Source organism: Pseudomonas sp. B21-053, from assembly GCF_026016365.1.
Lineage (GTDB): Bacteria > Pseudomonadota > Gammaproteobacteria > Pseudomonadales > Pseudomonadaceae > Aquipseudomonas > Aquipseudomonas nunensis.
The window spans coordinates 1,208,104-1,222,497 of the sequence record NZ_CP087205.1 but is presented as its reverse complement, the minus strand read 5'-3'; the positions used below and the strand labels follow the sequence as shown (position 1 = coordinate 1,222,497).

10 protein-coding genes are annotated in these 14,394 nt (G+C 61.3%); 6 read left to right on the top strand and 4 right to left on the bottom strand.

Annotation, left to right across the window (positions count from 1 at the left end; all coding sequences use genetic code 11):
* Nucleotides 1-43: 43 nt before the first annotated feature.
* From LOY68_RS05505 to nagE, 6 genes are all read left to right on the top strand, one after another.
* Nucleotides 44-547, top strand: coding sequence for a L,D-transpeptidase family protein (locus LOY68_RS05505; protein ID WP_054054751.1), 504 nt, complete (start codon nucleotides 44-46; stop codon nucleotides 545-547).
* A gap of 375 nt (nucleotides 548-922) precedes the next feature.
* Nucleotides 923-1,654 carry a GntR family transcriptional regulator gene (locus LOY68_RS05500; RefSeq protein ID WP_265043487.1) on the top strand — a complete coding sequence of 244 codons (732 nt, stop codon included), beginning with the start codon at nucleotides 923-925 and terminating at the stop codon, nucleotides 1,652-1,654.
* Nucleotides 1,655-1,691: 37 nt separating this feature from the next.
* Nucleotides 1,692-2,798, top strand: coding sequence for an N-acetylglucosamine-6-phosphate deacetylase (nagA, locus tag LOY68_RS05495; protein WP_163908632.1), 1,107 nt, complete (start codon nucleotides 1,692-1,694; stop codon nucleotides 2,796-2,798).
* Nucleotides 2,779-3,801: an SIS domain-containing protein gene (locus LOY68_RS05490; RefSeq protein ID WP_265043484.1), complete on the top strand. Its 1,023-nt coding sequence runs from the start codon at nucleotides 2,779-2,781 to the stop codon at nucleotides 3,799-3,801. The genes nagA and LOY68_RS05490 overlap by 20 nt, the downstream gene beginning before the upstream one ends.
* 161 nt (nucleotides 3,802-3,962) lie before the next feature.
* A complete protein-coding gene (ptsP, locus tag LOY68_RS05485; RefSeq protein ID WP_265043482.1) occupies nucleotides 3,963-6,479 on the top strand; it encodes a phosphoenolpyruvate--protein phosphotransferase in 2,517 nt (838 codons plus the stop codon).
* A 41-nt stretch (nucleotides 6,480-6,520) separates the two neighbouring features.
* Complete coding sequence (gene nagE / locus LOY68_RS05480; protein WP_265043481.1) at nucleotides 6,521-8,230, top strand: N-acetylglucosamine-specific PTS transporter subunit IIBC; 1,710 nt, start codon at nucleotides 6,521-6,523, stop codon at nucleotides 8,228-8,230.
* Nucleotides 8,231-8,352: 122 nt separating this feature from the next.
* Here the strand turns inward: nagE and LOY68_RS05475 are convergent, their stop codons facing one another.
* From LOY68_RS05475 to purL, 4 genes are all read right to left on the bottom strand, one after another.
* A complete protein-coding gene (locus LOY68_RS05475; protein ID WP_163908623.1) occupies nucleotides 8,353-8,808 on the bottom strand; it encodes a hypothetical protein in 456 nt (151 codons plus the stop codon).
* A 224-nt stretch (nucleotides 8,809-9,032) separates the two neighbouring features.
* Complete coding sequence (locus LOY68_RS05470; RefSeq protein ID WP_265043477.1) at nucleotides 9,033-9,353, bottom strand: DUF6124 family protein; 321 nt, start codon at nucleotides 9,351-9,353, stop codon at nucleotides 9,033-9,035.
* Between the two features lie 556 nt (nucleotides 9,354-9,909).
* The gene (locus LOY68_RS05465; RefSeq protein WP_265043475.1) at nucleotides 9,910-10,221 is read right to left on the bottom strand and encodes a YqfO family protein; all 312 of its coding nucleotides are present in this window, start codon (nucleotides 10,219-10,221) and stop codon (nucleotides 9,910-9,912) included.
* 5 nt (nucleotides 10,222-10,226) lie between these two features.
* Nucleotides 10,227-14,123 (bottom strand): phosphoribosylformylglycinamidine synthase, encoded by a 3,897-nt coding sequence (gene purL, locus LOY68_RS05460; protein ID WP_163908619.1) that lies wholly within the window; start codon nucleotides 14,121-14,123, stop codon nucleotides 10,227-10,229.
* Nucleotides 14,124-14,394 lie beyond the last annotated feature (271 nt).

Below are 14,394 nucleotides of genomic sequence, written 5' to 3'. Positions count from 1 at the left end.
ATAACTTATAAATAGTCGCGACACCTCTAGGGATATCGTTTCAATGCGCTGGTTGCTTGCTTTGTTTTGCCTGTCGTTCGTCGTGGTGTCCCAGGCTTCCACCGTGGTCACTCTGGACGGCAAACCCATTGAAAAAGTGCTGGTGCTTAAATCCGCCCATCAACTGCAACTGATCGCCGACGGCAAACCGCTGCGAACCTACCGCATTTCCCTGGGCAAAAATCCTCGGGGCACGAAGCTGATGGAAGGCGACAAGCGCACGCCAGAGGGGTTTTACTGGGTTGATTGGCGCAAGGTCAGTGACCGCTTCAACCTCGCCATGCACATCTCGTATCCGAACATTACCGACTCGGCGCGCTCACGCCGTGAAGGCGTCGATCCCGGCGGCATGATCATGATTCACGGCACCCCCGACACCTACGACTACCCGGAAGACCTGTTCCACACCCTGGACTGGACCGACGGCTGCATCGCCATGCGCAACATGGACATGCGTGAGGTCTGGGGACTGGTGCCGGATGGCACGATGATCGAGATTCGGCCTTAACCCTTCCTGCAGATGGCGAGTGAGCTTCTGTGGCGAGGGAGCTTGCTCCCTCGCCACAGAGTCCTGCGTAGACTGTTCCTACAGCTACCTTCTGTCGCCCTTCGAAAAAATAAATCAAAAGATCGCAGCCTGCGACAGCGCCTACAGGGTTGATACCACTCCCACCTGTAGACGCTGCCGCAGGCTGCGATCTTTGCTTTGAAAACCCCCACCCGTAATACCACTTAAAGCCAACCCCCATTCAACCACCCCGAAAGCCCCGGTTTTCCTGCGCTTTGAGCAAAGTGGTCTCATTGACATGGTATTTAAGTGGTATTAGGTTTCGTCCTACAACCGAGCGACAACAATCCAACATCCGCATCGGAAACGCCCTACATGAATGACATCCAGGCCCTACGTCCTGACGACACCCAGCCGACGCCGCTGTACCTGCAACTGGCGCGCAACCTGGAAGCGGCGATCCACGCCGGCCAATGGAAAGCCGAGCAAGCGATGCCGTCGGAGCGCAGCCTCAGCGAGTCGCTGGGCATTTCCCGCGTCACCGCCCGCAAAGCGCTGGAAGTGCTGTTCGATCAAGGCCTGATCCGCCGCAACCAGGGTTCCGGCACCTTCATCACGCCACGACTGGAACAACCGCTGTCGCGCCTTTCCGGTTTCAGCGAAATGCTCCGCCTGAAAGGTTTCGTTCCCGGCTCGCAGTGGCTGGAGCGGGAAATTACCCCGCCAACCCACGAAGAACTGATCCGCCTCGGCCTCTCGCCCAACGACAAGGTCGCGCGACTCAAGCGCCTACGCAAAGCCGACGACGCGGTGATGGCGATCGAGATGAGCACCCTGCCCGCCTCGATTATTCCCAAGCCGCAAGCGGTGGGCGATTCCCTCTACGAATACCTCGATGGCATCGGCAAACCGATTGTCCGCGCGCTGCAGCACATTCAGGCAATCAACGCCTCGGATGAGTTCGCCGCACTGGTCGGCATCGCCCCCGGCACTGCCATGTTGCTGATGACCCGGGTCGGCTACCTGGAAGACAACACGCCCATCGAAGTCACCGACACCTATTGCCGCAACGACTACTACGACTTTGTCGCAGAGCTTCGTCGATAAAGAGCTTCGTCGCTAACCAAGCTACCGAGAACCGATCATGTCCGAAGACAACATCCTCACCGCCCACGGCTGGGTTCGCGGCCGGCTGATTCACCAGCACGGCAAAGTCGTGTCCATCGAAGGCGTGCCCTGCGATCCGGCCGACAATGACCTGCCTTACCTGCTGCCGGGTTTTATTGACCTGCACGTTCACGGTGGCGGCGGCAAAGACATCATGGAAGGCGCCACGGCCTTCGAAACCATCACCAAAACCCACGTGCGTTTCGGCACCACCTCGCTGCTGGCCACCACCATGACCGCGCCGAGCGAAGAGATTTCCAGCGTGCTCAAAGCCGTCGGCGAGTTCTGCGAGCAACGCCCGACAGGCAGCGCCCGAGTGCTCGGCGTGCACCTTGAAGGCCCGTACATCAACCCCGGCAAACTCGGCGCGCAACCGAATTTCGCCCACACCGCGTTGATGGTTGAAGTCGAAGCGTACCTGGCGTTGGCACCGATCCGCGTGATCACCATTGCTCCGGAAATCGCCGGCCACGACGCGTTGATCCGCGCCCTCAGCGCTCGCGGTGTGCGCATGCAGATCGGCCACACCCTCGGCAGTTACGAGGAAGGCGTGGCCGCGCTGGACGCCGGCGCCACCAGTTTCACCCACCTCTACAACGCCATGAGCCCGCTGCATCACCGCGAACCCGGCATCGTCGGCGCGGCGCTGGCTCACGCCAAATATGCCGAACTGATTCCGGATTTGTTGCACGTGCACCCCGGCGCCATGCGCGTGGCCCTACGTTCGATCCCGTGCCTGTATTGCGTCACCGATTCCACCGCTGCCGCCGGCATGCCCGACGGTGAATACAAACTCGGCAGCCACACCGTGACCAAATGCCTGGGCGGTGTGCGCCTGGCCGACGGCACGCTGGCGGGCAGCACCCTGACCATGGATCAGGCCCTGCGCAACCTGGTGAAGATCGGTTTGCCGATCGCCGAGGCTTCGCAGCGCCTGTCGCAATTCCCCGCCGACTACCTCGGCATTACCGAACGCGGGCGCCTGCAACCCGGCGCCTGGGCCGACTGCGTGCGGCTGGATCGCTCACTCACACTGACCGCCGTCATGGTCGAAGGAGAAGACATTGACTTCAAAAATGCTTGAGGAGGCGCTGTCCTCGTTCGAGGCCGTCGAAGCCCAACTGCAGCAACTCGACCCGCAGATGATCGAGATTGCCGGACGCCTGCGCCGTCAGCCGCCGCAAGTGGCGATGACCGTCGCCCGTGGCAGCTCCGACCATGCCGCCAGTTATTTCGCCTACCTGACCATGCAGCAACTGGGCATCCCGGTGGCGTCGTTGCCGATGTCGGTGGTGACCATGCAACAGGCCCCGTTGAAGGTCAGCGGCCAGGTCGCGTTTGCGTTCTCGCAATCGGGGCAAAGCCCGGACTTGGTGAACAGCCTGCGTCTGTTGCGCAAACGCGGCGCCCTGAGCATTTCCATGGTCAACGCCGCCGACTCGCCTCTGGAAGCGGCATGCGAATTCAGCCTGCCGCTGCTGGCCGGCACCGAAAGCAGCGTCGCGGCGACCAAGAGTTTTATCGCCACCCTCAGCGCCAGCGCTCGATTGATCGCCCACTGGAAGGAAGACGTGGAATTGCTCGAGGCCGGCAACGCGCTGCCCGAAGGTCTGCGCGATGCCGCGAAACAGGATTGGAGTCTGGCCATCGAGGCCCTGCGCGATTGCGAGCGGCTGATGGTGATCGGCCGTGGCGCCGGTTTTGCCATCGCCCAGGAAGCCGCGCTGAAATTCAAGGAAACCTCGGCGATCCAGGCCGAAGCTTTCAGCAGCGCCGAAGTCCGCCACGGCCCTATGGCGCTGATCGGCGACCAATACCCGCTGCTGGTATTCGCCCCGCGTGGCGCTGAGCAGGCCGGTTTGCTGAGCCTGGCGGCGGACATGCGCCAACGCGGAGCTCGCGTGTTGTTGGCCGCACCGGATGACGTCAGCGAACGCGACCTGACCTTGACCCGCGCCGAGCACCCGGCCCTCGACCCGATTTTGGCGATCCAGAGTTTCTACGTGATGGCCGCCGGTCTGGCCGTCGCCCGCGGCATGGACCCGGACCAGCCGCGGCATTTGAGCAAAGTCACCCGGACCCATTGATTGAAGGATTCCCGTAGGAGCTGACGAGTGAAACGAGGCTGCGATCTTTCGACTTTGGTTTTTAAAAGCAAGATCAAAAGATCGCAGCCTCGATTCTCTCGACAGCTCCTACGGGGGGGCGAGTGAACTGAACCGAATTGTTTACTGATGAGTACCGAGCCATGCACAACAACAATAAAGAGCTGACCCTCAGCGCCCCGCTCAGCGGCCCGGTGCTCACGCTCGCCAAAGTCCCGGACCCGGTGTTCGCCAGCGGCGCCATGGGTGACGGGATTGCTATCGATCCACTGAACGACACCCTCCACGCCCCTTGCGCAGGCGTGGTGGTGCACGTCGCCCGCACTGGCCACGCGGTGACCTTGCGTGCCGACAACGGTGCCGAATTGCTGCTGCACCTGGGCCTCGACACCGTCGAGTTGCAGGGCGAAGGTTTCTCGATGCTGGTCAAGGAAGGCGCACGCGTCGCCAACGGCCAACCGTTGCTGCGCTATGACCTGGACAAGGTTGCGCAGCAATGCAAAAGCCTGGTCAGTTTGATGATCCTGACCAACAGCCAGGATTTCCAGGCGCGGCCGATCACGTTGAAATCGGTGAAGGTCGGCGATCCGCTGCTGCATATCGTACGGCGGTTGGCTAATGGCGCTCAGGTCGAAGTCGATTTGTCGGGCAACGAAGTTCACGGCCACGTCCGCATCGCCCATCGCGGCGGTTTGCACGCTCGGCCGGCGGCGCTGATTCGCCAGACCGCGCAAGGTTTCAAGAGCAAGTCGCAGCTGCATTTCGCTGGCAAATCGGCGTCGTGCGACAGTTTGATTGGGCTGATGAGCCTGGCGGTTGGCGAGCAGGAAGAAGTGCAGGTCAGCAGCCAGGGCCCGGATGCGGAAGCGGCGCTGCAAGCATTGCTGACGGCGTTATCCACCGCCCTGGCCGAAGACACTCACGCCGCTGCGCCAACCCTGATTGCCCAACGTCATCGCCCCGCCGAAGCGGGTGTGTTGCACGGAGTTTGCGCGGCGCCCGGCCTGGTCGCCGGGCCGCTGTTTCGCTTGAACGCGATCAGTTTGCCAGTGGATGCCGGCAACCATGATCCCGAGCAACAACTGCACGCCCTCGACACCGCGCTGAGCGTGGTGCGCAGCGAAATCGACCACACGCTGACCCAGGCCAGAAAGCACAAGAACACAGATGAAGAAGCGATCTTCGCCGCGCACTTGGCGCTGCTCGAAGACCCGGCGCTGCTCGACGCGGCGGCGCAATCCATCGACAAGGGCATGGCCGCGACTCACGCCTGGAATCAATCCATCGACGTGCAGTGCGACGTCCTCCAGCAACTCGGCAGTCCGTTGCTGGCCGAGCGTGCCAACGATCTGCGCGACCTCAAGCAACGGGTGCTACGCGCCCTGCTCGGAGAAACCTGGCACTACGATATTCCGGCCGGCGCCATCGTCGCCGCCCATGAACTGACCCCGTCCGACTTGCTGCAACTGAGCCAGCACGGTGTCGCGGGGTTGTGCATGGCGGCGGGCGGCGCGACCTCGCATGTGGCGATTCTGGCGCGGGGCAAAGGCCTGCCGTGCCTGGTGGCATTGGGCTCGACGTTGCTGGATCAGGAGCAAGGCCAAGCGGTGGTGCTGGATGCCGACGGTGGTCGGCTTGAACTGACGCCGACCACCGAACGTCTGGCAGAGGTGCGTCAGGCACAACTCGATCATCAACAACGCCGCGCCCAAAAACAGGCACAAGCGCATACCCCGGCACTAACCCTTGATCGCTTGCACATCGAAGTCGCGGCCAATGTCGCCTCCAGCGCTGAGGCGGCTGATGCGCTGGCCAATGGCGCCGATGGCGTTGGCCTGCTGCGCACCGAGTTTCTCTTCGTTGACCGCAACACCGCGCCGGACGAACAGGAACAGCGCCTCGCCTACCAATCCGTGCTTGATGCCATGGGCGACAAATCGGTGATCATCCGCACCATCGACGTCGGCGGCGACAAGCAACTCGACTACCTGCCGCTGCCGACCGAAGCCAACCCGGTGCTCGGTCTGCGCGGCATTCGCCTGGCCCAGGTGCGCCCGGAATTGCTCGACCAGCAACTGCGCGCGCTGCTGCACGTCTGCCCGTTGTCGCGCTGCCGGATCCTGTTGCCGATGGTCACCGAAGTCGATGAGCTGTTGCACATTCGCCAACGCCTCGATGCCTTGTGCGCCGAGTTGGAACTGACCCAGCGCCCGGAGCTGGGAGTGATGATCGAAGTCCCGGCCGCCGCGCTGCTGGCCGAACAACTGGCCGAGCACGCGGACTTCCTGTCCATCGGCACCAACGATTTGTCCCAGTACACCCTGGCCATGGACCGCGACCACGCCGGGCTCGCCTCGCGGGTCGATGCGCTGCACCCGGCGCTGCTGCGACTGATCGCCCAGACCTGCGCCGGCGCGGCGGTGCATAACCGTTGGGTCGGGGTGTGCGGCGCACTTGCCTCCGATCCATTGGCCACGCCGGTGCTGATTGGCCTGGGAGTCCGAGAGTTGTCGGTGAGCCCGGTGCAGATCGGTGAAATCAAGGACCGCGTCCGCCATCTCGACGCGAGCGAATGCCGACGCATCAGCCAGGACCTGCTCAAGTTGAGCAGTGCCGGCGCGGTGCGTCACGCCTGTCACCAACATTGGCCTCTGAGCTGAACAACAAGCTCTAAAACAAAAAGAACACAGGGAGAACCGCCATGTACCAATACTTTATCGAAGGCTTGCAGCGCCTCGGCCGCGCGCTGATGCTGCCGATCGCGATCCTGCCCATCGCCGGCCTGTTGCTGCGCCTGGGCGACACCGACCTGCTGAACATCGCGATCATCCACGACGCCGGCCAGGTGATCTTCGCCAACCTGGCGATGATCTTCGCCATCGGCATCGCGGTCGGGTTCGCCAAGGACAACAACGGCACCGCAGGCCTCGCCGGGGTCATTGGTTATCTGGTGATGATCTCCACGCTCAAGGTGCTGGATGCGAGCATCAACATGGGCATGCTCGCCGGGATCGTCAGTGGTTTGATGGCCGGCGCGTTGTACAACCGCTTCAAGGACATCAAGTTGCCGGAGTACTTGGCCTTCTTCGGTGGCCGGCGTTTTGTGCCCATCGTCACCGGTTTTGCGGCTGTAGGCCTCGGCCTGGTTTTTGGCTATATCTGGCCGCCGATCCAGCAAGGCATCAACAGTTTCGGCGCGTTGATGATGGAAAGTGGCAGCTTCGGCGCCTTCGTCTTCGGCGTGTTCAACCGTCTGCTGATCGTCACCGGCCTGCACCACATCCTCAACAACATGGCGTGGTTTGTGTTCGGCAACTTCACCGATCCAACGACCGGCGCCATCGTTACCGGCGATCTGTCGCGCTACTTTGCCGGCGATCCGAAGGGTGGCCAGTTCATGACCGGCATGTTCCCGATGATGATCTTCGGCCTGCCCGCCGCGTGCCTGGCGATGTACCGCAATGCCTTGCCGGAGCGGCGCAAAGTCATGGGCGGGATCTTCCTGTCGATGGCGCTGACCTCGTTCCTGACCGGAGTGACCGAGCCGATTGAATTCGCTTTCATGTTCCTCGCGCCGATGTTGTATCTGGTGCACGCCGTGCTGACCGGCCTGTCGATGGCGGTCACCAATATGCTGAACATCCACCTCGGCTTTACCTTCTCCGGTGGCTTCATCGACATGGTGCTGGGCTGGGGCAAGTCCACCAACGGCTGGTTGGTGGTACCGGTGGGGTTGGCGTATGCAGTGATCTACTACGTGGTGTTCGACTTCTGTATTCGTCGCTTCAACCTCAAGACGCCGGGGCGTGAAGATGTTGTTTCTGGTGAAAGGGTCGTGGTCGCCGAGAATGAACGTGCCGGCGCCTACATCAAGGCATTGGGCGGCGCTGCCAACTTGATCACCGTGGGTGCATGCACCACGCGGTTGCGGCTGGACATGGTGGATCGCAACAAGGCCAACGACGCCGAGTTGAAAGCGCTGGGCGCGATGGCGGTAGTGCGTCCGGGCAAGGGCGGGAGTTTGCAAGTGGTGGTCGGGCCGATGGCCGACAGCATTGCCGATGAGATTCGCCTGGCAATGCCGGCGCTGGGTCGCGCCGTGATCAGCAGCCCCGCCGCTGTTGTCGAAGAAGCAAAACCGGTCGCGCTGCCAGAAGCGCAACAGTGGCTGAATGCGTTGGGCGGTGGCGACAATGTGCTGCAGATGGACTGCATCGCCATGACCCGGATTCGCTTGCATCTGGCGGATGGCAAGGCGTTGTCGGAATGTGATTTGAAAGCGCTGGGTTGCCAGGGTGTCAGCCAGCTAGAGGGTGGCGTCTGGCATCTGTTGATTGGCGACAAAGCGCCGAGTTTGAGTGGGGCGTTGGAGGCGTTGGTTAATCGTAGTGAGGTGAGTGCCAAGGTTTAGATCTTCAGCGCCTGTTAGTCCGCCTTCGCGGGCAAGCCTCGCTCCTACATGGGAAGGCGTTTCTCCTGTAGTAGCGAGGCTTGCTCGCGAAGAGGCCCTTACAAACACTGAAAGCTTAAAACTCAAGCAGACGTAACATGCTGCTCAGCTTCGTAATGTCGAGTCTGGAAAGGCATGAGCGTCTGAGCTTTCAGACCCAACCCCTCACTCAGCCCCCAAGAAACCGCGAGTTCATCTCGTCGCTTGCGAAGCGGAACAGCCACTGCCTGTGATCGCACTTCCAATCTGGGCGTCGAGCGCAAAAAAAGTTTAAGAGCACCGAAGGTCTCTAATACACGGCTATCTGAAACACATGCAAAGCGTGTAAACCGCTCAAGCAAATAGCCTGCACGACGAACCTCGACCTCCTCAGCGTGACGACTCAGGAATGCTTCAACTTCACTCGCAAGATCATCCTTCGAATACCAGACAGCTTTAGCCGCACTCACCAGCGCAGCGTCATCGGCCTGGTTCAAAGGTTTCTTGACCAAGGTGTCCAAGGCAGATGAGAGGACGTGGCCACTATTGGGCGTTGCCATCCGGGGTCTCCAGTTAGTCTTGCAAGATTGCGCAGCAGTCCCATTCGGCCAAAAACTGGTCGGTTGTAGTGGCAGTCGCCACGCGTAGTGAGTTGAGTGCGAAGGTCTGATCCACACAAAACCTGTGGCGAGGGGGCTTGCCCCCGTTGAGGTGCGAAGCGCCTCCAAATGGGACTGCTACGCAGTCCAACGGGGGCAAGCCCCCTCGCCACAGTAACCGGGGTCTATTCGCGCGGGTCGATCTGATCCAGCACTCGATTCGCGGTGATTTCCGCCAGCATCACGCTGTTTGATATGCCCAGCAGGGCATTGCGCGAACTGCCGTCCAGCAGGTCTACCAGGTTATGGACCATTACGTCGACCGAGGCCAGGGTCTCGACAAGGTAAACCATCAGGGTTTCGCGGGTGGCTTCGGGGTTTACGGCAAATAGGGTGCCGGGTGTGCGCGGTGTGGCTTTGATGTCGGCGAATGAGGGGATGCGCTCACCTAAGTCGCTGGGCGTTGTTGAATCGGTTCCAGGCGGGTTGGGTGTTACTTTGAACATGACTAACTCCTGAGGTGGAGCCGTTCACTCGTCGCTGCTAAACGAAGGGTGGCGGCTGTGCGCGGGTTAGCAGACCGGGAAGTTAGCAAACCGGCGCGTCCAAGGACGCCCCACGCACAGCCACCATCAAGTTCAGGGATATGAAGACCTGACTGAAGGGAGCGTTATGCACCTCACTAACAAACACGGGCTGCTAAACCCGATCACTGATGGGCAGTGACAGGAATCAAATTACCGAGCAGCCCCAAGGCGCACAAGCCGGCGGATTCTGGCGTAGCCGTAGGCAACGGCGCAAGAATTTGTAGGTCTCGGGAAGTTACTTAGAGCGTCTTTAAACAAGGGCTTTGCGGCGATGTTTAATGGTCGGACAGGCAGTGACTACGCGGGTGTGACTCAGTCAGTCTTCGCGGGCAAGCCTCGCTCCTACATGGGAATGTGTTTCTCCTGTAGGAGCGAGGCTTGCCCGCGAAGAGGCCAGCCCAGACACCACAAATCCTGGGCAACAAAAAACCCGCTGATCTGCATCAGCGGGTTTCTTGTTTCAGCGGCAAGCGAATTAGAAATCCTCCAGCCGCCACACTTCATAAGCCGGCGTCTCGTAGGGGTGACTGAGTTTCAACGCAGCCACCACGGCCACGATCAACTCATCCGCCACCACCAGCTCTACTTTCCATTCCTCAACCTGCTCGACCTGCCCCGCTTCGCCAATAAACGGCTGGCTGCCATCCAGTGGACGAAACTGGCCCAGGCCCAACACCTGCCATGCGCAGTGATCGTAAGCGCCGATCCGTCCGCCACCGGCGGCGAATAGGGCACTTTTGACCTGTTCCACATGACTGGCCGGAACAAAGAAGCAGAGCTTGTACACAGCTATCAGTTAACCCAGACGCGAGCATTACGGAACATACGCATCCAAGGTGCGTCTTCATTCCAGTCTTCCGAGCGCCACGAGTTCTGCACGGCGCGGAACACACGTTCCGGGTGCGGCATCATGATGGTTACGCGACCGTCGCGGCTGGTCAAACCGGTGATCCCGCGCGGCGAGCCGTTCGGGTTGGCCGGGTATTTCTCGGTGACCTTGCCGTGGTTGTCGACGAAACGCATGGCCACGCAACCCGACAGATCGGCTTCCAGCAACGCTTCTTCGCTGGCGAACTCGGCATGACCTTCACCGTGAGCGATGGCGATCGGCATGCGCGAACCGGCCATGCCTTGCAGGAAGATCGAGTTCGACTCCTGGACCTGGACCATCGCAACGCGGGCTTCGAACTGCTCGGAACGGTTGCGCACGAAGTGCGGCCAGAACTCGCTGCCCGGGATCAGCTCGTGCAGGTTGGACATCATCTGGCAACCGTTGCACACGCCGAGGGTGAAGCTGTCGTTACGTTCGAAGAAGCCCTGGAACGCATCGCGAGCACGGCTGTTGAACAGTGCGGATTTGGCCCAGCCTTCACCGGCACCCAGTACGTCGCCGTAGGAGAAACCGCCGCAAGCGACCATGCCCTTGAAGTCGTTCAGGTCGACACGGCCGGCCAGAATGTCGCTCATGTGCACGTCGATCGCGTTGAAACCGGCGCGGTCGAAGGCAGCAGCCATTTCCACCTGACCGTTGACGCCCTGCTCACGCAGTACGGCAACCTGTGGCCGGATGTTTTTCTTGATGTAAGGCGCGGCGACGTCCTGGTTGACGTCGTAGCTCAGCTTGACGCTCAGGCCCGGGTTGTCTTCTTCCAGCAGCACGTCGAACTCTTGCTCGGCGCAGTCGGCGTTGTCACGCAGACGCTGGATCTGGTAGCTGGTTTCAGCCCAGGTACGTTGCAGCAGACGACGCTGGCCTTCGAAAACGGTTTCGCCGTTGAAGGTGATGTTGATCTGGCCGTTGTTCATCGGCTGACCGATCACCGACACGCAGTCACCCAGACCGGCCGCGCTGAATTGCGCGAGGATGTCTGGAGTAGCGTCCTGGCGAACCTGGATCACCGCGCCGAGTTCTTCGTTGAACAGGATCGCGGCGATGTCGGCGGAAGTTTCCGCCAGGCCATCGAGGTTCAGGCTCAGACCGCAGTGACCGGCGAAGGCCATTTCCACGGTGCTGGTCAGCAAACCACCGTCGGAACGGTCGTGGTAAGCCAGCAGGTGACCGTCGGCGTTGAGGCCCTGGATCACGGCGAAGAAGGCTTTCAGGTCTTCGGCATCATCGACGTCCGGCGCTTGCGAGCCGAGCTTGCCGTGAACCTGGGCCAGGATCGAGGCGCCCATGCGGTTCTGGCCACGGCCCAGGTCGATCAGGATCAGGTCGGTGGTGCCTTTGTCCATGCGCAGTTCCGGGGTCAGGGTCTGACGGATGTCAGCCACTGGCGCGAAACCGGTCACGATCAGGGACATTGGCGAAGTGACAGTCTTGTCGACGCCTTCGTCGTTCCAGCGCGTGGCCATGGACATCGAATCCTTGCCCACCGGAATGGTAATGCCCAAGTCCGGGCACAGTTCCATGCCGACCGCTTTCACGGTGTCGTACAGACGCGCGTCTTCACCCGGGTGACCGGCCGCGGACATCCAGTTCGCCGACAGTTTGATGTCGGAGATCTTGTTGATGCGCGACGCGGCAATGTTGGTCAGGGTTTCGCCGATGGCCATGCGGCCCGACGCCGGAGCGTCCAGCAAGGCCAGCGGAGTGCGCTCGCCCATGGCCATGGCTTCACCGGTGTAGACATCGAAGCTGGTGGCGGTGACGGCAACGTCGGCCACCGGAACCTGCCACGGGCCGACCATTTGGTCACGGGCCACGAGGCCGGTGATGGTGCGGTCGCCGATGGTGATCAGGAAGCTTTTGCTCGCGACAGCCGGGTGATGCAGAACGCGTTCAACGCAGTCGGCAATGTCCAGCGTCGACGGATCAAAGTCGTCGCCCAGTTCGTTTTCACGAACGGCCGAACGGTGCATGCGCGGGGCTTTGCCCAGCAGCACTTCGAGTGGCATGTCCACCGGGCTGTTGCCGAAGTGGCTGTCGGTGACCGTCAGTTGCGGCTCGGCAGTGGCTTCGCCGACGACGGCAAACGGGCAGCGCTCACGTTCGCAGATCGCCTGGAAGCGTTCGAAGTCCGCCGGGCCAACCGCCAGAACGTAGCGTTCCTGGGATTCGTTACTCCAGATTTCGTGCGGGGCCATGCCCGGCTCGTCATTTGGAATGTTGCGCAGTTCGAAGCGGCCACCACGGTTGCCGTCGTTGACCAGTTCCGGGAAGGCGTTGGACAGACCGCCCGCACCCACGTCGTGGATGAAGCTGATCGGGTTGTTTTCACCCAGTTGCCAGCAACGGTCGATGACTTCCTGGCAGCGGCGTTCCATTTCAGGGTTTTCGCGCTGTACGGATGCAAAGTCCAGGTCCGCCGAGCTTGTGCCGGTGGCCATGGAGGAAGCAGCGCCGCCGCCCAGGCCGATCAGCATCGCCGGGCCGCCGAGGACGATCAGCTTGGAGCCGACGGTGATCTCGCCTTTCTGTACGTGCTCGGCACGGATGTTACCCATGCCGCCGGCCAGCATGATCGGCTTGTGGTAACCGCGAACTTCGTCGCCACGCGGGGTGGTGATCGACTGTTCGAAGGTACGGAAGTAACCGGTCAGGGCTGGACGACCGAACTCGTTGTTGAACGCGGCGCCACCCAGTGGGCCTTCGATCATGATGTCCAGCGCGGTGACGATGCGCTCAGGCTTGCCGTACGGCACTTCCCACGGCTGTTCGAAGCCCGGTATTTGCAGGTTGGAGACGGTGAAACCGGTCAGGCCAGCCTTCGGCTTGGCGCCACGACCGGTTGCGCCTTCGTCGCGAATCTCGCCACCGGAACCGGTGGACGCGCCCGGGAACGGGGCAATCGCGGTCGGGTGGTTGTGAGTCTCGACTTTCATCAGGATGTGCACCGGTTCCTGCACCGCGCCGTACTGGCGGGTTTCAGGGTCCGGGAAGAAACGACCGGCGACGTTGCCGACGATTACCGAAGCGTTGTCCTTATAAGCCGACAGAACGCCTTCGCTGTGCATCACGTAGGTGTTCTTGATCATGCCGAACAGGCTTTTTTCCTGGCTCTGGCCGTCGATGTCCCAACTGGCGTTGAAGATCTTGTGACGGCAGTGCTCGGAGTTCGCCTGGGCGAACATCATCAGTTCGATGTCGTGCGGGTTGCGCTTCAAGCCGACGAAGGCGTTGACCAGGTAATCGATCTCGTCTTCGGCCAGGGCCAGGCCCAGCTCGGTGTTGGCTTTTTCCAGCGCGGCGCGGCCGCCACCCAACACGTCGATCGCGGTCAGGGGCTTGGGCTCGGCATGGCTGAACAGGCCGGCAGCCTGTTCGAGGTTGCCCAATACGATCTGGGTCATGCGGTCGTGCAGCACATCGGCAATCAGCTGCGCGTCGGCGTCGCTGAACTGGCCAGCCACGTAGAACGCGATGCCGCGTTCCAGGCGCTGGATTTTGCTCAGGCCGCAGTTGCGAGCGATATCGCTGGCTTTACTGGACCATGGCGAAATGGTGCCGAAACGCGGCAACACCAGGAAAAGACGTCCGGTCGGTTCTTGCACCGGGACACTTGGGCCGTACTTCAGAAGGCGCGCAAGCACCTGCTGTTCGTCGCCGGTCAGGACGCCGGTGACTTCGGCGAAGTGAGCGAATTCAGCATACAAGCCGCTGACAGCCGAAACTTTCTGGCTCAGTTGCTCAAGGAGTTTGCTGTGGCGAAAGGCAGAAAGGGCAGGAGCGCCGCGCAGGATCAACATCTTCGGGACAGCCTCGGGAAGGGGTGTGCTTTGAGGCCGTGCATTCTAGCCTAAACAGCTCGCGACATCACCCGAAACGGTACGGGCGGCATGACCCGGACGTCGGGCCGGGTATCGGAGGCCGGAACGGGTGCTTATCAGGGGTTATTTTTTCTGTCACAAAATGCGCTTTCGGCCCATTCCTGCGGGCTCCGGACGGGTTTTCGACTCTCTAGCAGACTCGCCCTTCTCTGTCGAGATATGGCGCTTGCGGTCCTTTGCGTATACTGCG

Bases quoted from the DNA above. Each gene is read 5' to 3' on its own strand.
- LOY68_RS05505 (WP_054054751.1), top strand. From the start codon at position 44: ATGCGCTGGTTGCTTGCTTTGTTTTGCCTGTCGTTCGTCGTGGTGTCC.
- LOY68_RS05500 (WP_265043487.1), top strand. From the start codon at position 923: ATGAATGACATCCAGGCCCTACGTCCTGACGACACCCAGCCGACGCCG.
- nagA (WP_163908632.1), top strand. From the start codon at position 1,692: ATGTCCGAAGACAACATCCTCACCGCCCACGGCTGGGTTCGCGGCCGG.
- ptsP (WP_265043482.1), top strand. From the start codon at position 3,963: ATGCACAACAACAATAAAGAGCTGACCCTCAGCGCCCCGCTCAGCGGC.
- nagE (WP_265043481.1), top strand. From the start codon at position 6,521: ATGTACCAATACTTTATCGAAGGCTTGCAGCGCCTCGGCCGCGCGCTG.
- LOY68_RS05475 (WP_163908623.1), bottom strand. From the start codon at position 8,808: ATGGCAACGCCCAATAGTGGCCACGTCCTCTCATCTGCCTTGGACACC.
- LOY68_RS05470 (WP_265043477.1), bottom strand. From the start codon at position 9,353: ATGTTCAAAGTAACACCCAACCCGCCTGGAACCGATTCAACAACGCCC.
- purL (WP_163908619.1), bottom strand. From the start codon at position 14,123: ATGTTGATCCTGCGCGGCGCTCCTGCCCTTTCTGCCTTTCGCCACAGC.